The 21,512-nt window shown below is 42.7% G+C and carries 18 protein-coding genes; 9 read left to right on the top strand and 9 right to left on the bottom strand.

Going from position 1 to position 21,512, the window contains the following annotated elements; all coding sequences use genetic code 11:
* Window positions 1-36 precede the first annotated feature (36 nt).
* Both F941_RS09500 and F941_RS09495 read right to left on the bottom strand, forming a co-directional pair.
* A complete protein-coding gene (locus F941_RS09500; RefSeq protein ID WP_005010563.1) occupies window positions 37-1,101 on the bottom strand; it encodes an amidohydrolase family protein in 1,065 nt (354 codons plus the stop codon).
* A 204-nt stretch (window positions 1,102-1,305) separates the two neighbouring features.
* Window positions 1,306-1,701 carry a DUF3144 domain-containing protein gene (locus F941_RS09495; protein ID WP_005010560.1) on the bottom strand — a complete coding sequence of 132 codons (396 nt, stop codon included), beginning with the start codon at window positions 1,699-1,701 and terminating at the stop codon, window positions 1,306-1,308.
* 108 nt (window positions 1,702-1,809) lie between these two features.
* Here F941_RS09495 and F941_RS09490 point away from each other — a divergent pair, with 108 nt between their 5' ends.
* Window positions 1,810-2,442: a hypothetical protein gene (locus F941_RS09490; RefSeq protein WP_005010559.1), complete on the top strand. Its 633-nt coding sequence runs from the start codon at window positions 1,810-1,812 to the stop codon at window positions 2,440-2,442.
* A 90-nt stretch (window positions 2,443-2,532) separates the two neighbouring features.
* Here F941_RS09490 and F941_RS09485 read toward each other — a convergent pair whose 3' ends face one another.
* Together F941_RS09485 and F941_RS09480 are read right to left on the bottom strand one after the other, a co-directional pair.
* Complete coding sequence (locus F941_RS09485; protein WP_005010556.1) at window positions 2,533-3,981, bottom strand: CYTH and CHAD domain-containing protein; 1,449 nt, start codon at window positions 3,979-3,981, stop codon at window positions 2,533-2,535.
* Window positions 3,982-4,127: 146 nt separating this feature from the next.
* Window positions 4,128-5,588: a CYTH domain-containing protein gene (locus tag F941_RS09480; protein ID WP_005010554.1), complete on the bottom strand. Its 1,461-nt coding sequence runs from the start codon at window positions 5,586-5,588 to the stop codon at window positions 4,128-4,130.
* 317 nt (window positions 5,589-5,905) lie between these two features.
* On the opposite strand from F941_RS09480, the gene F941_RS09475 reads away from it, so the two are divergent.
* The 4 genes from F941_RS09475 to F941_RS09460 all read left to right on the top strand — a co-directional run bounded on the left by F941_RS09475 (window position 5,906) and on the right by F941_RS09460 (window position 9,395).
* The gene (locus F941_RS09475) at window positions 5,906-6,289 is read left to right on the top strand and encodes an Mpo1-like protein (protein WP_005010552.1); all 384 of its coding nucleotides are present in this window, start codon (window positions 5,906-5,908) and stop codon (window positions 6,287-6,289) included.
* A 635-nt stretch (window positions 6,290-6,924) separates the two neighbouring features.
* Entirely contained in the window at window positions 6,925-7,545 is a 621-nt protein-coding gene (thiE, locus tag F941_RS09470) for a thiamine phosphate synthase (protein WP_005010544.1), read from the top strand.
* 41 nt (window positions 7,546-7,586) lie between these two features.
* Window positions 7,587-8,891, top strand: coding sequence for a glutamate-1-semialdehyde 2,1-aminomutase (hemL, locus tag F941_RS09465; RefSeq protein WP_005010543.1), 1,305 nt, complete (start codon window positions 7,587-7,589; stop codon window positions 8,889-8,891).
* A gap of 87 nt (window positions 8,892-8,978) precedes the next feature.
* Entirely contained in the window at window positions 8,979-9,395 is a 417-nt protein-coding gene (locus F941_RS09460; RefSeq protein WP_005010541.1) for a GlcG/HbpS family heme-binding protein, read from the top strand.
* Between the two features lie 202 nt (window positions 9,396-9,597).
* Here F941_RS09460 and F941_RS09455 read toward each other — a convergent pair whose 3' ends face one another.
* The 3 genes from F941_RS09455 to F941_RS09440 all read right to left on the bottom strand — a co-directional run bounded on the left by F941_RS09455 (window position 9,598) and on the right by F941_RS09440 (window position 12,982).
* Window positions 9,598-10,791, bottom strand: coding sequence for an MFS transporter (locus F941_RS09455; RefSeq protein ID WP_005010539.1), 1,194 nt, complete (start codon window positions 10,789-10,791; stop codon window positions 9,598-9,600).
* Between the two features lie 108 nt (window positions 10,792-10,899).
* Window positions 10,900-11,481, bottom strand: a complete 582-nt coding sequence (locus F941_RS09450; protein WP_005010537.1) for a TetR/AcrR family transcriptional regulator — start codon at window positions 11,479-11,481, stop codon at window positions 10,900-10,902.
* A gap of 1,000 nt (window positions 11,482-12,481) precedes the next feature.
* Window positions 12,482-12,982, bottom strand: a complete 501-nt coding sequence (locus F941_RS09440; RefSeq protein ID WP_005010535.1) for a Dps family protein — start codon at window positions 12,980-12,982, stop codon at window positions 12,482-12,484.
* Window positions 12,983-13,660: 678 nt separating this feature from the next.
* Between F941_RS09440 and F941_RS09430 the strand changes: the two genes are divergently transcribed.
* Window positions 13,661-14,305: an RluA family pseudouridine synthase gene (locus F941_RS09430; protein WP_018572981.1), complete on the top strand. Its 645-nt coding sequence runs from the start codon at window positions 13,661-13,663 to the stop codon at window positions 14,303-14,305.
* 141 nt (window positions 14,306-14,446) lie between these two features.
* Window positions 14,447-17,284: an RNA polymerase-associated protein RapA gene (gene rapA / locus F941_RS09425; protein ID WP_018572982.1), complete on the top strand. Its 2,838-nt coding sequence runs from the start codon at window positions 14,447-14,449 to the stop codon at window positions 17,282-17,284.
* Window positions 17,285-17,397: 113 nt separating this feature from the next.
* Here rapA and F941_RS09420 read toward each other — a convergent pair whose 3' ends face one another.
* Window positions 17,398-17,685 (bottom strand): hypothetical protein, encoded by a 288-nt coding sequence (locus F941_RS09420; RefSeq protein WP_005010530.1) that lies wholly within the window; start codon window positions 17,683-17,685, stop codon window positions 17,398-17,400.
* A gap of 197 nt (window positions 17,686-17,882) precedes the next feature.
* Between F941_RS09420 and F941_RS09415 the strand changes: the two genes are divergently transcribed.
* The gene (locus tag F941_RS09415; protein WP_005010528.1) at window positions 17,883-18,149 is read left to right on the top strand and encodes a PAAR domain-containing protein; all 267 of its coding nucleotides are present in this window, start codon (window positions 17,883-17,885) and stop codon (window positions 18,147-18,149) included.
* 127 nt (window positions 18,150-18,276) lie between these two features.
* Window positions 18,277-19,098 carry an alpha/beta fold hydrolase gene (locus F941_RS09410; RefSeq protein WP_005010526.1) on the top strand — a complete coding sequence of 274 codons (822 nt, stop codon included), beginning with the start codon at window positions 18,277-18,279 and terminating at the stop codon, window positions 19,096-19,098.
* Between the two features lie 27 nt (window positions 19,099-19,125).
* Here the strand turns inward: F941_RS09410 and F941_RS09405 are convergent, their stop codons facing one another.
* Window positions 19,126-21,510, bottom strand: a complete 2,385-nt coding sequence (locus tag F941_RS09405) for a fimbria/pilus outer membrane usher protein (RefSeq protein ID WP_005010524.1) — start codon at window positions 21,508-21,510, stop codon at window positions 19,126-19,128.
* Window positions 21,511-21,512 lie beyond the last annotated feature (2 nt).

Raw genomic sequence — 21,512 nt, 5'->3', positions numbered from 1 at the left:
TTGTGCATTTGAAGCGGCAGTCAGCCCGCCGCAAATTTACATACGGTAAAACTGTTTGGCATTATGTCTAAAAACGTGTGAAAGCGCATCTGGATCATAAGCTGCAACGGCATCACTGAATGCATCGATAATATTCACCAGTGACGTGCTGACGCTGTCCATAGGAAAATTGGACGCAAAAATGACACGGTATTTGCCAAAGCAGTTCAGCACATGATGAATCATCGGATATGCCAAATCAAAAACTTCATCTTTGCTGGCTAAACGGCGTTCTTTATGAAAACCGTGGCCTAAGATCGGCATAAATAAGCCGGACATTTTAGTGTAGACATTGGGACAGCGCGACAGTTCCGCGGTATCATCCTGCCAGCGGAATAAAATATTTTCCCGAGCTGTTTGGGTGATGCCTGTATGCGCGCCAACAGGGCCAAACAGGCCGGCAGGTGTGCCAAAGTGATCTAATATAATTGACGTCTCAGGAAACGCTTTAGCCAGTTTGATTAAATCTGGCAGCTGAGTGGAATAGACCCATGCGTCAAAGCTTAAATCTAGAGCCGCCAGTGCTTCAAAACCCTTCATGAATTTTTTATTGACATATAAATGCGGCTCATCAGCCCAAGCATGAATTTGACGGTCTTCATGCGCCGCCGCCATTTTGCGTATGCCGCGGAATTTTGGCGACGCTTTTTGATGCAATTTTAAAATTTTCTTAAAGCTGCTGTCTCTCGGGTCTGCTGTGCCGACAATTGCGCCAAGCTTCAAGCCTTCCTGTGCAAAAGGCAGTTTAGAGATAAACTCAGTTTCGCCAATGACGCCTTTGCCCTTATGGTCATGCCAGCTGGCTTCAACATGCACCACTTGCTCTACGGCATAGCGGCCAATATCCGCTTTATAATCGGCAGGTAAATAGGGCGATGTGACATGCTGGGTCAGTCCGAGTGTTTCTATCAGATCGCTGGGTTTCAGCATGCGCATCATTTTGTCCAGCAGCTTGGGGTGCTTGCCCAGCAGTTTTACCGCGGTGGCTGCCGCATGCGGTGTGCTGTAGGGGTCCCATTGGTGAATGTGCGCATCAATGATGCCAAAATCGAGCTGCTGCATGGCGTTCCCTAATGTGCAGTATTGTGGTGTTGAACAAAACTTTTATCATAAAAAAGCCGCAGATCTGCAAAAAAGATGACAAAACGCTGCGTATTTTAAGGCGGTGAATGCTATTCAATCAAAACAATAAAAGCCCCGAAGGGCTTTTAAATGCGTTTGCGTGCATTCAGCAGGACTGAATGACTTGGTCAAAACTCAAGGCGTTCAGTGCTTATGATCGTGATCATGCTTGTTGGCATGGAATTCTTCATTATGGCGGAAGCGCAAATAGTTTTCGAACTGTTCACAGTATTCATCGTAGTTGTCTTCCAGCATCATTTGGAATTGCTGCAAGATATATGACATGACTTGATCTTTGGCATCGCGCATTTCATTGCCATCTTTGAAGTTATTGGCTGCTACCCAAGTGTTGAAACGGGCTGTGCCAAACAGCATCGCAGCGCTGATTTGCGCGCGTTTTTCAGCAGGCTTTTCTTGGCTACCTTTTTCTACGCGGCTAAATTCATTTGCAAGTTTAATAAATTCATCAGCACGTTCAAAGAAAGCCGCATTTAACGCTTCTTCTTCAGTTACATCGGTCGCATCAATCTTTTGAACCATGAATTTTTCCTGACATCTAAAATCTTAAAGGTTAATTATAGGCAAAGCCTTGCAGAAACAAAACCATTGACTTAATCTAAAAATAGCCTAAGCAAATTGGAAACCGCCATGCAAGATGCAATTGCAGTACAAAGTTTAAAAAGCGACATTGCGTTATTGCGTCAAAATATTTGGCCGCCGGCAAATTTAGCCAATGTTGAAGGCTTGCCCATTTACTACGGCAGCAAAGAGCAAGTTGATGAATATTATCAGCAATGGGAAGGGCTGATAGAGCGGGCGCAAGTGCTGTTCCAGCCTTTTATGGAAGATGAAGTCATCGACGCCATTCATTTGCCAAGCCATTTAAATTTGCCGTTATTTTATTTTCATGTAGACCGCATCCGGATTAATAAAACCCGCGCCAAAGAGTCAAAAACGTTTCGCGGCATTGCAAGCTTAGTGGAAAAATGCGGCCAGTTTGAACCTCAGGAAATATCCGCCATGCATCACTGGCTGGACGCAGATGATACAGCGGCCTTGGTTGCGCACCGTGAATTTATCGACTTGCGCACTTATGTCTTTCAGTTTGGGCAGAGCGAATATACCCGTACACGGTTTTATGTGAATGGCATTGTGCTGAGTGTTGAAAATGATTTCCAGCTGGTTGATGCTCGGGATAAACCGCGCAAGCAGCGCAATGACAGTTATAGCGATCCCTTGGCTGACAATCATACTTGGAAAGTTTTTGGCAAATACCGTTAATTATCAGTTCATTTCAGATGCGCTTTGGTGAATGGCATCAATGAAGCCGGTCTGATGCTTCGGATTTATTCGAAAAATGCATTTGCACATTTACCAAAAGGGCTGCGCTTGGCTAAAGCGTTTCAAACTTTTAACAATATGCTTTTCAAGCTGCTGTTTTTCAGCTGTGATCCAGCCGAGAACAAACCATGCTTCAGGCTGCTGCTGTGTATTTTTTTCAAATAATGAATACGCGACAGATAAGTCATTAAAGCGTCCTAAGTTATCCTGCAACGGCTTAAGGGCCTTTAAATAGGTTTTTACCTTGGTTTTGGAATAGAGTGAGGATGCAAACTCTACACTATAACGCAGTGTTTTTACCCGTTTGCGCAATTGGTGTTTTTCTGCATCCTGCATGTGCGCAAATTGCGTTTGCGCACGGCAAATATGCGCATGCATTTTATCGAGCCGTTTATTCAGCGGTTTTTTGAGTTTTGGGCTTTTCTGAGGCGGTGAATAGGCAAATTCAATCAGCTCCAGTAAAAGCAGCGTTGTTGCTGATGTTTGAAATATATCAGGGATATTTACAGTTTCAGTTTCTTGAAGCAGCGGCAATTGCACAATCGGTGAACCAGCGGCAATTAACTGGGGCATGAAGCTTTCAGACAAGGCATCACGGTCGCGGGTAGTGCCAAACTGCCGAAACAAATCAGCCAGCTTTTGCTGCCAAAGGGCCGCTTTAGATACCGCAGGCGATTCAAAAGCAAAGGTTTTCAGCGCGCTGCGCAGGCGCCGTATGGCAACGCGGGTTTGATGCACATGCTCTGAACTGAATTGACCTGAAGCGATTGCGCTGGAATTTGGCAGCAGGTGTTCCAGGCAATTGGCGATGATTTTCTTCAGGGCCGTATCGCAGTCATCTGCCGCATTCAGTTTAAGGGCAGATTGATACTGAACCGGCGCTGCTGAACACGACTGCTGCAGCATTTGCCCTTTAAGCGCTTTACTGCCGCTGTCCAGCCAGATGTGATATTTTTTAATCCACGGCAGAATAGCTTGAATCAAATCGCGTATATCGCCCTGCTTGAGTTCAAATTCGATTTCATGAATCTGAAGGGCGTGGTCATTGGCTGTGATTTGTCCTTGGTCAAAAGCAATTTCAATTTCACTGCCATTGAATGACTGCAGAATCTGCTGACGCTGAATTTGTGTTTCAAATTGAACAGATAATGGGGATTGCAGGGCAGGCAAAAGTATGGCTTGCAGGCTCTTTTCCTGAAGATAGGGCTCTAAGCCGATTGAATTGGATTCGTGCGGATTCAGTTCGGTTTCAATTTCAATCCGTTCGATATTATTTTTAGGCGCTTTCAAGGTCTGCAGCCATTTTTCATTTTCTAGGCGCTGGCGCAATGAAATCTGGTGCTGCTGTAAATATAAATCTGCAGTATCAAAATATTTGGCATGCAGCTGCAAGCGCTTAGGGCTCTGCTGCTGCACATAGCGGCTTAAGGCTTTCAGTTTAGCCTGAGGAATTTGGAATTTAAGTTCAATCTCGGACATTGCAAAACAACCTTTCCCAGTAAGTTAAAAGCAGCATTACATCTTGAGTATTGACTATAAAACAAAGCGGTTGAAAAATATACAGATTGATGCAATGCGGGTGTGCGGCAGCCCGTATTGCATCTGGACGGTTCTTTCAGCCGAAGCTATTTCATAAATTTACGGCTCACCAAAAATTGTTCTGTCGCTTCTAACAGTTTTTGCGCATAAACTTCCTGCTTTGCCGTCAGCCAGCCCAATACAAACCAGTCGCTGGCTTCCAGCTCAGTTTGCTGGATATAGGCTGCTGATGAGGCTAATACTTGGTATTCCTTGGCGGCCAATTGCGCATCATTTAAGGCCTTGCTGTATTTTTGCAGATTTTTGACATCATAAATGGATGTCAAAATCGGAAAGCTGAATTTCAGCTCCTTAATTTTGGCTGCCAGTACATCCAAACTTTCAAAATTGGCAATATCAGCATCATTTAAACTGTCTTGCAGCGCTTTATATTGGCTTTGCAGGGTGTTTTGCGCAAACCATTTTAAATCATGCTGCTGCGGCTGGTCTTGCGGATTTAAACTGAACATCAGCAGTTCTAAATAGTGATGCACATTCAGTGTCGACTTGACCAAGTTATGCAGTTTTTCTTGAGCATATAAAATATCTTTGGCTAAATTTTCAGAGGTGGTCCGGTTCTGTAAAAAAGCGCCCAGCGTATTTTGCATATGTTCGAAATGATGCAATTGTTCAAACTGCTGTTCAAATGCTTCCAGCTGATAGCCCCATTTATCGGAGATATCGCTGTTCCAGTCTTTCAGCAATGAAATAGTCAGCTGCAAATGCTGCAGCGCCAGTTGCGCTTCTTCTATATGTTCTGGCGCAGCTGTTTGCGCGGACATTGCTGCAATATTTGGCAATAAGTGCTGCAGCTGCTGGCCAACCAGCTGCCGTAAGTTTTTATTGGCGGCTTCCTTTTTGCTCAGTACAAATTCTTTGGCTTTTGTGGCAGGACTGGCTGCCTGATGCATTGCTAATAAATTGCCAAGCTCGGCTTTGCTGCGCACATCCAGCCACAGCTGATATTTTTTCACCCATTCAAAACTAAACGCCAATAAAGACTGAATAGATCCGCTTTTCAGTTCAAACTCAATTTCATGCACTTCCTGTTCCGCTTGCCCGGTACGGATGCAGCCGATATCCAAGCTGACTTCAATTTCTGCATCTTGATACTGAATAACCCGTAAAGTACGGGCGATATCGGTTTCAAATTGCAGAGTGAGCTGATCCTGCTGATTGCCTAAAGCATTCTGCAGTACCGCTTGAGCCTCGGCGTGCTGTGCGTAAATTTCCAGATTCAGTTCGGGGGCTTGTTCTGATTCACCCAGATCTACATTATGTTCAAAGCGTTCAATGTGGCTTTTGCCGGCTGCTTTTAAAGTTTGAATCCAGCGGCTGCCTTCCAAGCGTTGACGCAGAGCGGCATGTTTTTGAGCCATTAATCGGTCAGGCGTATCGTAATATTTAGCTTTCAGTTGAATCTGCTGTGATTTTTTTGGATCAAGCGCCTTCAGCAACGCGGTGCGGCGCGCTTCGGGAATTTGAAATTTCAATTCAACTTCAACCATGTTTATGTCCTAATTGATAAGATCTATGTCGGCAATTTAATCGGCGCAGCGCTTGGAGCACTTGATCAAATGCCTGCAGCAATATGCATATGTCATTTTTTAGCTTTTGATTTTAACCAAAAACAAAATGCATGTAAGACTTGACGCGATGCTAAAGTGCTTAATTGAACAGAGATTAGCACCAATTTTCTGAAAAACACGCAAGCATAGGGCAATGAAATAGCCATGCAATAAATATTTACGCTCCAGCTGTACTGGCTTTTCATTGCTTGAAATTTGCGCTATGGTGATTGAAAATCATCAGGAAGATGCGAAAAATGAATGTCCAAGCGCCAGTTTCAATTGAGCCCTCATCAGAACCGTTTTTTGAATTGCCAATCCGTAACTATTCAGATTTTTACCGTTTTTATCTAACTGAGCACAGAAATATTATGAGCAGGCGCTTGCATGTGGCTGGCAGCACGATTGGGCTGTATTTTTTTTCCAAGGCTGTACGCCAGCGCAAAGCTAAATATTTTGTTTACGGCTTGGTTTCAGGCTATGCCTGTGCATGGATAGGGCATTTTGTATTTGAAAAGAATAAGCCTGCCAGTTTTAAACAGCCAATCTACAGCTTTATATCTGACTGGCGCATGCTTGCAGATGTGCTTTGCGGCAATTTGAGCTTGGCAGACCGCAGTCGAGATAAAATTGAAAGCTGAATTTCAACTACCTAAGCGGGCTGCCATGGAGAAATTCATCGCGGATTCTGCATGATGGTTATAATTATGCAGAGTTTGCAGACGTCTGATTAAAAAATATGCATATATTTATTGCTGAATCAATAACTTGAATTTTGTTCAGATTTTAATATTGCATTTTTTAAGTAATTGTTCTAATAATATTAAGATTGATATTTGAAAAAGATGAACAGCATTTGCAAGATCAATGCTTTCCAAGCCTAGAGCGACCTTTCTCTAGGCTTTTTTTATTATAAGGTTTCGGTTTTTTTAAGAAGTTTTGATTTTCTGAAAATAGGGTAGGCCTTTTAATGATTTACGCTCCCCATGCGTTTATCTTAAATCATTAAAAGGCCTAATCTTGCGCGGTGTGATTTATAATTATTAAGTTTATTTTTTTATCGCTATATCTGTTATTTTACAATTAACCCAAAGCAAGGCTATCCCCAGAATTTGGTATTTTTCACTCTAAAATTGGCATTACATAACTTTCTGGTCGTAATTTTATTTGTTCAGCATTGTCTGTAGCGGGTTTAAACAATATTTCACATGAGAACTGCTTAATATTATTCACGCTTTGCCTATAATAGAAAAAATTTAATTGATGTGAATGTTGTATGCGCGGTTTATATCTAATTACCAATGATGATCCTATTGAATTGCTTCTAGCTAAGCTTGAAGGGGCTATGGCGACCTATGATGTTGCAGTATTGCAGTACCGCCGGAAAAAAGTGCCTAAAGAAAATCAGGCTTATGAAATTGAGTACATGAAACATCTATGTGCGCAATATAAAGTGCCTTTTGTCATCAATGATGATCTTGAAGCGGCAGTGCACTATGGCGTGGGTGTGCATCTAGGGCAAGAAGACGGCTCAGTTGCAGAAGCGGCAGCGCGGTTGCCAAAAAATGTGCTGATTGGCAGCAGCTGCAATAATTCGGTAGAGCTTGCAGAACAGGCTATTGCACAAGGCGCGACATATGTGGCGTTTGGTGCAATTTATGCTACGGATACCAAGCCGGAAGCGGGCAATATCGGTATAGAAACGTTAAAGCAAGCCAAAGCAAAATTTAACGTGCCAATTTGCGCGATTGGCGGTTTAACCGTTGAAAATTCAGGTGATGTGATTGAAGCGGGCGCTGACCTTTGCGCCGTGATTAGTGATATATTGAACCGGTCAATGTCTGCAGTTCCTGCACGAATCGAAGAGTGGTCTGATTTATTTGCATCAAAAGCGTAAGCTTTTTTTTGATGCGGCTTTATTTTTAGTTGAGACATTTCATGAGCTTATCTCCAAAGCAAGAACAGCTGTTTAAACAAGCCAGCAAGCATATTCCCGGCGGTGTGAACTCACCTGTACGTGCGTTCAACGGCGTGGGCGGTACGCCAGTATTTATTGAAAAAGCACAAGGCGCATACTTGTATGATGTAGACGGTAAACGCTATGTGGATTATGTGGGTTCATGGGGGCCAATGATTTTAGGCCACGCCCAGCCAGACATTATTAAGGCTGTTCAAGAAGCCGCGGTCGATGGTTTAAGTTTTGGCGCGCCTACCGTGCATGAAACGACTCTGGCGGATATTATCTGTGAAATTATGCCGTCAATTGAATTGGTGCGAATGACCAATTCAGGCACAGAAGCCACCATGACCGCGATCCGTCTGGCGCGCGGCTATACAGGCCGTGACAAGATTGTGAAATTTGAAGGCTGTTATCACGGCCATTCAGACTCACTTTTAGTGAAAGCCGGTTCTGGCTTGCTGACCAAAGGTGAAGGCGAAGCAACTTCGGCTGGTGTGCCTGCAGATTTTGCCAAGCATACTTTAACGCTGCCGTATAACGATATTGCGATGTTAAAAGAGTGCTTTGCAAAATTCGGCTCTGAAATTGCAGGCGTGATTGTAGAACCTGTTGCAGGCAACATGAATTTAGTGAAACCGATTGAAGGTTTCTTGCAAGCCATTCGTGATGTCTGTGATGAACATGGTTCAGTGTTCATTATTGATGAAGTAATGACGGGTTTCCGTGTAGGTCTTGGCGGTGCGCAGGCGCATTATGGCGTGACACCTGATTTAACCACGTTGGGTAAAATTATTGGTGCAGGTTTGCCGGTTGGCGCATTTGGCGGCAAGCGTGAAGTGATGGAATGCATTGCGCCTTTAGGCAAGGTGTATCAAGCAGGCACATTGTCGGGCAACCCATTAGCCATGCGTGCCGGCATTGAAATGTTTAAGCATCTGCGTCAGCCAGGCTTCTATGAAACCCTAACTGAAAAATTGGCAGGCTTGCTGGCAGGCTTACAGTCTGCAGCAGATGAAGCGGGCATTCCATTCTTTACCCAGCAAGTCGGCGGCATGTTTGGGCTTTATTTTACCGATCAAGAAGAAATCACCAGTTTTGATGCCATTTTAAAATGTGACGTCGATGCTTTCCGCAAGTTCTTCCATGGCATGCTGCAACGCGGCGTAAACTTGGCGCCGTCCGCTTTTGAAGCCGGTTTCTTCTCTAGCGCGCACAGTGATGAAGATATTGCATTTACCATTGAAATGGCGAAAGAAACTTTTGCTGAAATGAAAAATGCATAAGCGCTGAAATCCAGTACACTAAAAGCCCGCATAATATTGCGGGCTTTTTTATATGAATTTGCAAATAAATGCACAGGGAATGAGCCAATGAAAACCAAACATTATCTAACACTTGCAGACGCTGAGTTTTTGCTGAATCAGGCGCATCAATATGCAATTGAAAACAGCTTTAATGTCAGCATTGCGGTTACAGATGAAACCGGTAATTTGCTGGCGATGAAACGTATGGATGGCGCTTCACCCATGACGGCAAACTTATGCTTAGAAAAAGCCAAGTGTTCTGCCATGAGTAAACGCCCGTCAAAGCTGTTTGAAGATTTGATTAAAGGCGGGCAGATGGGCTTTCTAACCATGAATACCTTTAATGGCATGCTGGAAGGCGGAGAACCAATTGTGTATGACGGTCAGCTGGTTGGGGCAGTAGGTGTATCTGGCGTGAAGTCTTTTCAAGATGCGGAAATTGCGCAGCAGGCGATTGAAAAGTTTTTAGTGCAAGTGCATTAACGGTTTTATGTTTAGGAATGTGCAAAGCATTCCTAAGGTAAATTCTACAAACTTGCGGAGCGCGTATTAAATAATAGGCGTGTAACGTGAATAGTCACAAAGAAACCATGATAGTGCGCTGAACCCCATCATGGTTTCATATAGAATATTGATGCTTATAAAAAAACTTCAAGCAATTCGTATAAGGTGCATTATGTTAATTTTATTCAATACTAAGTCGAGAACCTGATTTAAAGCCATTTTTATGTGCTGAAAATACAATAAATAGTCCAATCAAGGATAAAAAGGTCATGCTGACAAAAAAAGAACTAATGCCTATTTCTTTGAGAAGAATTCCACCTGCAATACCGCCACCTGCAACAGCTAAGTTAAAAACAGTCACTAACATAGACTGAGCAATATCGACATTATTCCCTGAAGTATCTGCAATAGCCGTTTGCAATAGTGTTGGAGCACCGCCGAAGGTAACTCCCCATAAGGCTATACCTATTATGACCATCAAAGTGTGACCACTAAACAGCCCCATAAAAATAGCGGCAAAAGCAAAACCTAATAAATTAATTAAAACTAATTTTCTTAATGCTTTATCAATAAAAACACCTGTAATCCAAATACCTAAAATTGAAGATAAACCGAATACTAACAGTATAAAATCAAGGGATTCATTGAGATGGACTGAACTAAGATAAGGAGCAATAAAGGTATACAAAATATTATGAGCAAATATCCATAAAAAAATAACAGCTAAAATTGAACGTATTCCAGGATAGTAGAAAACTTCCTTTACCGATGTTTTTTTATCAACCGACTGCCCTTGGATATTAGGTAACTTTGTTTGTACCCAAATGATTAAACACAAAGCTAAGCTAGAAATCATAAAGAAAACGCCACGCCAATCAAACATACTCCCTAGCCATGTTGCTATAGGCACTCCCATGCATAAAGCAATCGGTTGACCAACGCCAACGATCGCCATAGCTCTGCCTTGTAGATTGCCAGATACCATATTGCGAGCATAACCAGCTAAAATTCCCCATATAACTCCAGCAGACATTCCTGCGAAAAACCTTAGTAATAATATGACGATATAGTTTGAGGATATCGCTGTAAGACTATTAAAAATAAATAAGCCACTAATTGCTAATAAGAATAGTGATTTTCTTGACCAACTGCGTGTTGCAGAAACGATAGGGATTGCTGTAACTACAGATCCTAATGCATATACTGAAATTAATTGTCCCGCTAAAGACTCTGAAATACCTAAGTCTTTACTTATCAAAGGCAATAAACCTGCTGGGATAATTTCAGTCATAATTGTAATAAAGCCAGCAAGTGTGAATGCTAGTAATTTCCCAATTGGTAAGTGCTCTGTTGTGAAGGTATTGACGCTGTTCATATAGAAAATATCTCTAGACTTTTATTTATAAAGGAACGATCGTTCCAATAGGTGATAAATGAAATCCTTAGCTATCATCGATATTAGCTAAGGATCGATTAATAATTATTACAATATATTTAAAGCAACTTTAGCGACATTAGTCAGATATTCTTGACGAGTTTCTTCAGTACAGCCCTTACTTAAAACTCTTATCCCTTGAATTGTATTCACAAAAAAAAGAGCTAGTGCGAGCGGTGAATGATGTATAGAAATTTCACCACTTTCTTGCCCTCTCATGATTAAGCTTTCCAATGCTTTTTTTAGTCTTTCAAAGTTATAAATTACTGTTTTAGCAATTTTTTCATCCTGTCCTGCTAGTTCTAGGCTAGCATTAGCAATTAGACAGCCACGATGCTGTGAATCTGTTAATTCATCTTTAATAATTTGAAATAAAAGTTGGCTAATTAAATCTTTTACTGAACCTGGACTAGATAATAATTCAATATTAGCTTTTGTTTTGATTTGATAATGGTGTAGAGCTTTTTGGTACAATTCCTCTTTATTTTTAAACGTACTATATAAACTACTGCGTGATAAACCAGTCTCTTCAACCAGATCCTGAATAGAAGTAGCCGCAAAACCTTTACGCCAAAAGACGTCCATAGCAGACTCAGTAACTTTTTCTGGATCAAATTCTTTAACACGCATAAATTCATACTGGAACAATCGTTCCTGTTAATTTATACAATGTATTCTGATGTGTCAAACTACATCCATTTAACATAAGGTTGCTATACGAAACGAAAATTTAAAATATTGTTGTTTTTCAGTTTGTTAAAATTTTGTGAGCGACCTGAAAAAACCTCAAAAAGCCGACTTAGAAACAAATTGGTTTTTTTGTGAGCGATTTTGATATATTCAGCCATTAAAACAGATCAATATTTAATTGAATTAATGTTTTGTTGTGCATTATCAACCCATCCATGGCTCAAACCATCCTTCAATTTCTGCGGACAACTCTTAGAGGGAAAAGTGATCAGCCTTGTACGCATTGGCTTACAACAATTCCCGCCCTTTGCCGCTATACGATCTCACACTGATTTCCTATCATGGAGACATAGAGAGCAGGATGCTCCAGACAAGAATAAGAAAACAAAGAACAAGGACGAAGGTACGACAGGAGTTATGCCAACGCAACTGATATGTAAAAAGGCCCAACAGGATGTTGGGCCTTTTTATTGTCTTAAATTGCTCATTTGCCAACATCATAAATTTCGATAGATCGGTTTAATGAATGGCTTGAACAATAAGATGAATCAACACAAGAGAAAGCCCTAGCAGCTTTGGCTGCTCTAAAGCCGTAGGGGGCATAATACTGTCTATGACTCTAAAGAACATGAAAGGACAGCGTGTTTAGTATCGTGGTAAATACCGCTCAGAATTTTTTTGCATTCGATCTTTTACCAGCCATTGGTGATAAAGGCGGTAGAGAGGCGCTTCTGCACAGAAATGCTTGCAGTTGCAGAGCAGCAAGATGAACTTTATCTCTCAAATTTTATTTTGAATAAGCCGTATGGGGTAAATCTAAGTTAAATCCAAGACCACAAGGCTGTGGTCTATGTATGTTCAGTTGGGGGGACAGCTCGATTCTATGTGATGCTCTGTTTTGATATAACTCTTAAATATTTAAGAGTTATATGCATATTTATTAATATTCTAGAGTGCTTCTTAACATCCATGCAGTTTTTTCATGTATTTCAAGTCGTTGCGTAATTAAGTCTGCTGTAGGCTGATCATTAACTTCATCGACAATTGGGAAAATCCCTCTGGCTGTTTTTGCAACAGTTTCGTGAGCATTCACCAATAAGCTAACCATTTCTTCTGCTTTTGGGACACCCTCAACTTCCTGAATTGCTGTCAATTTAACAAACTGTTTGTAGGTTCCAGGGGCAGGAAATCCCAAGGCTCTAATACGCTCAGCTATTGTATCTAAAGCATTCCATTGTTCAGTATACTGATCCATAAACATGGTATGTAAACTGTTGAACTGTAGCCCTGTAACATTCCAGTGAAAATTATGTGTCATTAGATACAAAGTATAGCTATCAGCAAGTAATTTAGATAAACCTTCGACAATCTTTTCTCGATCATTGTGAGAAATACCAATATCAATTTTCATTGCTTTTACTTCTTTATTAGGGGGAGTCATAATTGATTTCCTGAATATTAAGTTAATGATATTTATATATTATTTAAAAGTTTTGATAAAAAACGGGTTGCATTTAAAACCTCGTCTATCAGAATATAATTCAACCGAAAATAAAAGCAATAGCTATTAAACAGCAATAATGTTACTTGAAAAGTAAACCAATATTACAGCCATTAAGAATAAGGTCAAATTCAAAGAATACAGTTCTTGAAAGTGGCTTAATCAAACTGCCTAGCTTTCAGAGAGCAGATTATTTAGGGGATTTATGATGTTCTCTTTTATTAACACGGTATCTCTATTTATTAGATGTCAATGAGCATATTGCATGCCTCAATGATTTTGCTCAAAGATCGGGTTCTCCATTTATTGAAACCGATCTTTCAGTACATTTGCTGCAGTTCTTTGCTGCAGTACGGATTAGACTCCACAGCAATGGTCAGCTTGGCGGGATTATGGCGCGAAAATGAGGCAAATATCAGCTTTGAAGATTTATTAAAGCATGCAACTCCGTATGAATTGCTGTAAATATTGATGCCTAAAAATTTAATTTAGGCCAATTGGAATTTTTTTTTTCTAAAATCGTAAAAAACGGTATTAAATCTGACATTTCGCATTGTATTTCTTGGCTAAGCTTTTTATCATTGCGCCCTTGTTTTCGCGATTGGCCTGGATTAAACATTGAATAGTTTTCTGACGGAACATCTGATTCATCGTGATGAGGATTTTATGGTAATCCACAAGCCAGCAGGCTTGCTCACTGTTCCAGGGAAAACACCAGACTTGCAGGATTGCTTGATCAGCCGTCTGCTCCAAGAAGAACCAAAAACCTTACTGATTCACCGCTTAGACCGCGATACATCAGGTATTCTGGTTTTTGGTCTATCCCGCTTAGGTCAAAACCGCATCTCCCGTCAATTTCAAGAGCGCCAAACGTCTAAAACTTATCATGCTGTTGTGGCGGGTACTTTAGAAGGTGAAGGCACTGTTGATGTTCCCGTGGTTTATGATCCGAGCCGTCCGCCCTTGCATATTGCAGACCCAGCGCACAATAAGCCAGCACTCACGCATTGGGAAGTTATTGAAAAATTTCAAATTAATGGTGTGCCAGTAACACGTGTAAAATTGACGCCCATTACAGGCCGCTCACATCAGCTGCGGGTGCATATGCAATATTTAGGTCATCCGATTGTAGGGGATACGCTGTATGCTGATGAACCGCATCAAGCGCTCATGCCTCGTCTTTGCCTGCATGCGGAACGCTTGAGTTTTCAGCATCCTGTGACAGATCAGGTCATTGAATTTCATTGTCCGGCGCCATTCTAGAAAATACTGATTAAACATTCAAAATGAGGCTCACTTTTTAGTGGGCTTTATGTCAAAATACATTGCTATTCGGTGTGAATTTTTGCTCAAATATCCAACAGGATTTGGGTCATAAATTTGCAGTCCTTACTAAAGATAAAGGTGGAAAAATTGCAGCAGTTCGCTATTGGTCAACGTTGGTTATCGGACACAGAAACAGAACTTGGCTTAGGGGTTCTTATTGATGTAGATGAACGATCGGTCAGCATTTTATTTCCCAAAAGCGATGAAACCCGTGTGTATGCACGCCACAACGCGCCTTTATCCCGTATTGTTTTTAACTCAGGTGATGAACTTCAGGATCAGGAAGGCACAGTATGGTCAGTTGAGTCTGCAGAAGACCGCCATGGCGTATTGCGCTACAACGTGATCCGGACATTGGCGGATGGCACTGAAGAGCGCAAAGCGCTGAACGAAACCCGTATTGGCGCCAACATTCAGCTGTCTAAGCCTTTAGACCGCCTGCTGGCCAGCCAAATTGACTACAAAGAATGGTATGACCTGCGTATTGAGTCACTGCTGATGCAGGCCAATATGCAGTCCAGCCCATTGCGCGGTTTGGTCGGTTCACGCGTTGGCCTGATTCCGCATCAACTGTATATTGCGCATGAAGTCGGCAAGCGTTTCGCGCCGCGTGTTTTACTGGCAGATGAAGTGGGTCTGGGTAAAACCATTGAAGCCGGCTTAATCATCCATCAGCAGTTAAAAACGGGCCGTTCAGAGCGCATCCTGATTTTAGTGCCGGATTCACTGCAATATCAGTGGATGATTGAAATGCGCCGCCGCTTCAATCTTGAATTCTCTTTGTTTGATTTGACCCGAACCGCATCAATTAAAGAGCATGATCCAGAACAGAATCCGTTCTTAACTGAACAGCGCATTATTGCCAGCATTGACTTAATGATTGACCACGATGACTTGCGCGAACAAGCTTTAGAGGCCGGTTTCGATCTGCTGGTGGTCGATGAAGCGCATCATTTGATGTGGAGCGAAGAAGAAGGTGGCAATGACCGTTATGATCTGGTTGAAGAATTGGCGCAGCAAACGGCTGGTGTACTGCTGTTAACTGCAACGCCAGAGCAGCTGGGCGTAGAAAGCCATTTTGCGCGCTTGCGTTTGCTCGATCCTTCACGGTTCAACTCACTTGACCGTTTCTTGGATGAAGAAGAGCAGTATCAGCAAACTGCAAAAATTGCAGAAGTGCTGATGTCGGATATGCCGTTAGAAGCAATGCATTTAGATGCGGTTGAAGCGCTGCTGGGGCAGCGTATAGACGATACGCCTGAACAGCGCTTCCGCGCGATTCATGAAATTTTAGACCGTCATGGCACAGGCCGCATTTTGTTCCGCAACACGCGTGAAGCGATTCAAGGCTTCCCAGGCCGTGACTGTCAGCCTGCACCATTGCCGGCGCCGGAAAACTGGTCTAAAGACGGCAAGCTGCGTGAACAGATGTGGCCAGAAGAAGCGCAGCTGGATGGCGCTTGGATGGAGCATGATCCGCGCGTGATGTGGCTGATGGAAAAACTGCGAACAGATTTAAAACACAATAAAGTCTTGCTGATCGCCCGCAGCGGCCCAGTGGTTGAAGCCTTGGAAAATGTACTTCGCCTGCATGCCGGTATCCGCACAGCGATGTTCCATGAAGGCATGAGCCTGCTGGAACGTGACCAAGCGGCTGCATACTTTGCAGAGGAGTCTTATGGCGCGCAGATTTTACTGTGTTCAGAAATTGGTTCTGAAGGCCGCAACTTCCAGTTTGCCTCAGATTTAATTTTGTTTGATTTGCCTGCAAACCCTGACGTGCTGGAACAGCGTATTGGCCGTTTAGACCGTATTGGCCAGCAAAACCGCATTCAAATTCATGTGCCGTACTTAGCAGGCACTGCGCAAGAGCGCATGTTCCGCTGGTACAACGAAGGCCTGAACATTTTCAGCAATATTTCGCCAACGGCGCAAACTTTGCAGGAAAACTTCATTGTGAGCTTAAAAGACTGCTTATTGGCAGATTTAGGGCAGCAGTTTGAAGATTTGCTGGAAGAAGTGTCTGTACAGCGTGAAGCGCTGGAGGCCGAGCTGCAGGCCGGCCGTGACCGCTTGCTGGAATACAACTCTTGCCGTCCAATCGTCGCGCAGGAAATTGTCACTGCATTAGAAGATTACGACGACAATACCACTTTGCCGATGTTCATGAAGCGCTTTATGGCGGCAACCAATATTGATTTTGATGAGCAAAGCAATGGCACGGTGATTATTAAGCCGACTGATCAAATGCAGGTTCAAGGCCTGACCTTGGATGAAGACGGCATGACGGCGACATTCTACCGCGACCAAGCGCAGCTGCGTGAAGATGCGCAGTATCTGACTTTGGAACATCCATTCACAGAAAGCGTGATGGAAATGATCAATACTCAAGGTTTCGGCAGCACCAATGTGGCTGTGCTGAAATCGGCAGCGCTGCCGCAAGGTTCTGTGCTGATTGAAGTGTGGTTTAAGGTGGATGTGATTGCGCCGAAAGCGCTGAACTTGCCGTCGAGCTTGCCGCAGCAATTGGTGCGTGTGCTTCTGAGTGAAAAAGGCCAAGATTTATCGCAAAAAATTGCGCCAGAAATTTTGAAGCCTTATTTGCATCATTTAGACAGCAACAGCTGCCGTCAAGTGGTGAAAGCGCGCCGTGATGTGATTGAAGAGCGGTATAACCAAGCGCTGGAGATTGCGAAAGAAGCATTGCCAAACTTCAAGCAGCAGGCTAAAGAATTGTATGGCAGTAAATGGCAGTATGAAATTGACCGTTTAAGCTACCTGAAGCAGTTCAATCCAAGCATTCGTGAAGATGAAATTACGCGTCTGCAGAAATTCCAAAAAGAAGGCTTGGGCTTGCTGGATGGTCTGTCTGTTACGCCGGAAGCGATTCAAGTCATGGTTGTAGTGAAGCCTTAATTCAAGGCTTTCAATGCCGTATCATTTTTTTTAAAAAGCGCCTATGGGCGCTTTTTTATGAGCTGCTAGAAAATAATTCAGGCTATTTTGCCAAAGTAAAAAGCTGATATTGGTTAAGCGATAAAATTTTCAAAATGCTGCCAAATTTTGGCCGCGGCCTTTTCAGCGCGGTCAGTTTGCTTTTTTATGCCTAAAAATTCATGTTCAATTTCCTGCAGGCAGCGGGCTATTTCAGCAGCTGCTGCGCTTTCATCTTCGAGCACATCCAAGACATCAACAATATACGCATCGTATTCGTCTTGCATCGATGCATCTTTGCGGATGTTTAATGGATCCCAGTCATGCAGCAATACGTTTTGAATTTGCTGAATAAATAACTCAGAACGTTCTTCGGAATTCATGAAAGCCTCATAAAATGGAACATATGGTTTGAAAAACATTATAGCTGGAATACAGCTAAAAACTTAATCATTGCCAAGATATGGCACTTATCCTGATAAAATGAGAGCTGCACATTGTGCAGAGACTGGAGGCTGGAGATCAATTCAGCTAAAATGCACGCATAATTAAAACAATGGATATAGTGAGGATAAAAAGAATGGCAAAAGCACTGGTGACTTTAGGCTCACAAACTTCACATGGCGGCGTGGTCTCTGAATGCGAAAATACCTTTACAATTAATGGCATTGCTGTGCATTTGAACGGCATGAAGCATTTTTGTCCAAAATGCAACGTGATGACCGTCGCGATTGCATCCAATCAAACTACGGTGGTTAAAGGGCGGGCGGTGGTCATTGCTGGAGATCAAACCACCTGCGGCGCAACATTTATGCCAAATCAAAATTTGGTGGTTTCTGCAAAGTAGCAGATTGCCTGCTGGTGTATTGAGATGGAAGAATGACTGAACATTCAGATGAATATGCAGAAATGCAATTACTAAAAAATGCATAACGCGATAGGCTACTAGCAATGATTCCTGTTCTTTAAATTTTATGTTTCAGCCTATACATTTTACTCACGCCAACGGTATTCCTGCTGGCAGCTATGCTAAATTTTTTCAGGCATTTGATGCAAAATATAAAATAAAAGCCATTCCTGTGCTGGGAATGAGTGCTCAATTTCCTGTGACGTATACATGGAGCCATTTGGTCAGCCAAGTGATTCAAGATATTGAACAGCAGTTTCCAAATCAGCAGGTCATTGGTTTAGGACATTCCTTTGGCTCTTTGGTGACTTTAATGGCGGCGTATCAGCGTCCCGATCTGTTTTCGCAATTGGTCATTATGGACCCGCCTTTTGTAATTGGTCCCAAATCGGCTATTTTTGAAGGCATGCAAAAGTTAAGGCTGAAAGCGGTTGATAAAATCACGCCTGCAGCGATCACGCTCAAGCGCAATGATTGCTGGCAAAGTTTTGATGAAGCTTATGTTGCACTGCGCCATAACCGTTTGTTTAAAAATTTTGATCAGGAATGTTTTGATGATTATTTTGCACATGGCATTCAGGCTGATGAACAGCGCGGCGGCGTGACATTGAGCATTCCTAAGCATGTAGAAGCGCATATTTTCCGTACTGTACCGGCTTGGTGGTGGCGGACGCCGCGTAAAGCGCCGAATATGCCTGTACACCTCATCACAGCAGATCAAAGCCATTTTTATAAGCAGGGATTGCCGCAAGGCATGAAAAAAACGTATGGTATTGAGTTTAGTGTTGTTAATGGCGGGCATATGTTCCCGCTGGAACAGCCGGAAGTAACTGCTCAATGTGTGCAAAAAATAATAAATTTACAGGCCGTAAAAAAAGGAGATTCTTAAGAATCTCCTTTTAATGTTTTTTGAGTGTTATTGGCAAGTGAGGGTAATTGGCTCATCGACCTTTGTATCGGGACCCAAGGTAAATTCACTTTTACAGACTTTATCCGCAGTTTGAACTTCCAAACTGTAATCTCTAGGCATCAAGTCATAGAATGTAACGAGACTGCTGCTGGCAATCGGATATTTCGCATTTGGAATGCCTAAAATATGGACCACGCTGCCACTGGCTAAAGCCTGCTGATTTACATCAATAAACCTGAAGGTTACATCTCTGCTTTGATGATTGCTAATTGGAAAATCAACGATGTAGCCGCGCTGATTCATTGGCATAAAGGTATGGAATGTTTCGGCAATATTGGCATCAATGCCGACTTGGCTTTCATCAAAGGCAATGCTGTTTTTGGTATAGCCTGCTAAGTTGTAGCTGAAAATCTCCCCATTTTTATCGGTTTTTCCTATATATGAGCCATTGCTGTACACATCAATGTTTGGCGTATTTTCTAAGCGGACGAGCGAAAAGCTGTTGTTGATGTATTTGCTCAGGTCAAAGCGATTGCCCAGCCAAACGAGTGACCCCATATAGCTTGCGGTGTAATATTTTTGATCATCTGTTTGCAAATACTGTAAATTCAAGTCGCCGGCGTTGGTTTTAAAGCGTGTACTGAGATTGCCGGAATATACATCATGTGAGCGGCTTGCGCCGACCGTGTAGTCAAAACCTGTGTTTTCATAAGAATACTTGTTGAACTGCAGGCTGGTCTCGTCATCATCATGCTGTGAGAAGGTGACGGAATGCTTGCGGTCATCAAAGTTATAGCTCAGCATCAAATCGACACTGGCGCGGTCGCCGCTTTCTGCATCATAGGCCACGCCGAAGCTGCCAAAAAGCCCTTTTGCGAGGGATTGGCTGGTTCTTAAGTTGAAAATCCGCTGATCCTGCCGGTCAGTGCCTTCGCGGTATTTTCTTTCAACATAGCTTAACGATAAGTTGTTAATGAATGGAATTTGATTTCTGGATAAGTAGATTTGGCTTTCCTGTTTAGGCAGGTAACTGGCTGTATAGTCATCTAAACCCAGCATGCGGAATTCTGGGCTGTAATACTGAGCGCGCAAGCCAATACTGTACGATTGCGTATCACGCTTAAATTCAGTATTGACGGTATAGCCTTCTAAACCGAGGCCATCTGCATGGCTATAGGAAGAATTCACTTCCAGCAAGCCAAGCTTATACAGATACTGACTCCATAACAGCCCGGCGCTTTCCAGTTTTTTGCTGTAGTCGGCAACAGCGCCCAATGTCGTGGATGAGCTGATGCCTCTGCGGATATAGGCGCTTCCGAACCAGTCGCGGTAATCATTGTCATCATAGGCATAGTTATAGCGGAGCTTGCCGGCGGAAATATTATAATCCGTCAATCCGGGGCGCAGCAGGCGCTGATTGACAAAGATCGGTATGCTTTTAACCGTTGTATTGCCTAGTATGTCCTTTACGACAATTTCAGCATTGCCGAGGCCATTAAAGCCAAGATTGCTGTCTATATTGAACTGGCCTGGATTGACTTTGGCATTATAGGCTTGTGTGCCATTAATAATTAAATCGACGCTGGATTGAGTCAGCGCGCTGCCTTCAATCGAGGGTGTGTTCCAATAGATATAATTGGGGCGGCTGGTAAAGTTGGTGCCAAAGCTGAATCCGCCAAAATAGAAGGACTGGTTTAAGCCGGTATAGGTGCTGATATTATCGCCCAGTTTTAAACTGCTCATCTGTTTTGGAAACTCAAAACTCAATGAGGTATTTAAACGGCTGCTGTTCTGGACATTAGCCTGCTCATGATTATAGTTTTTCCGGAAAACATGGCTGCTGTTGAAGAGTATATTTTTCCAGAAGAGATTTAAGTCTGTAGAGGCATTTGCCTGCTTATTAAAATCCCCATCTTGAAAATAGAGATTGTAGTTTACAAAACCGCCTAAATTGGGCAGATCCGGCAGGTATGGCTGCTGAGATGACAGCTTTTGCGCCAGCATATATTGCGCAGGAATGCTGAGCTTGAATAATTGATGCTGTTCATCCATTTGACTGCTGATATCCGGGCGGTCAATTAAACAATATTGCAGATTGTCTTTATTTAAATGGATAAATTTGGATATATCGACAAATCCGCCCTTTAAAAGGCTGCATTCGATATAGGTCTGGCCGTTTTCCCTTAAAATAAATGCATCCTGCTTCAGGTCTACACCATTAATCCAAAGCCCCAAAATTGCATTTTCTGAATTTGGGCTGCTTACAGGCGGCTTTGCTACGGATGCAGGCGAAACGTCCTGCGCTTGCGTATGTTCTAACTGAATGCAGCACAGCAGCAGGATCAGCACAGGCGGGGATTTGCGGATCTTGCATAATTGTCTTATCAGCATTG

The sequence above is a fragment of the Acinetobacter bouvetii DSM 14964 = CIP 107468 genome (assembly GCF_000368865.1).
In the GTDB taxonomy this organism is placed as follows: Bacteria; Pseudomonadota; Gammaproteobacteria; order Pseudomonadales; family Moraxellaceae; genus Acinetobacter; species Acinetobacter bouvetii.
This window is presented reverse-complemented; position numbering and strand designations above follow the sequence as displayed.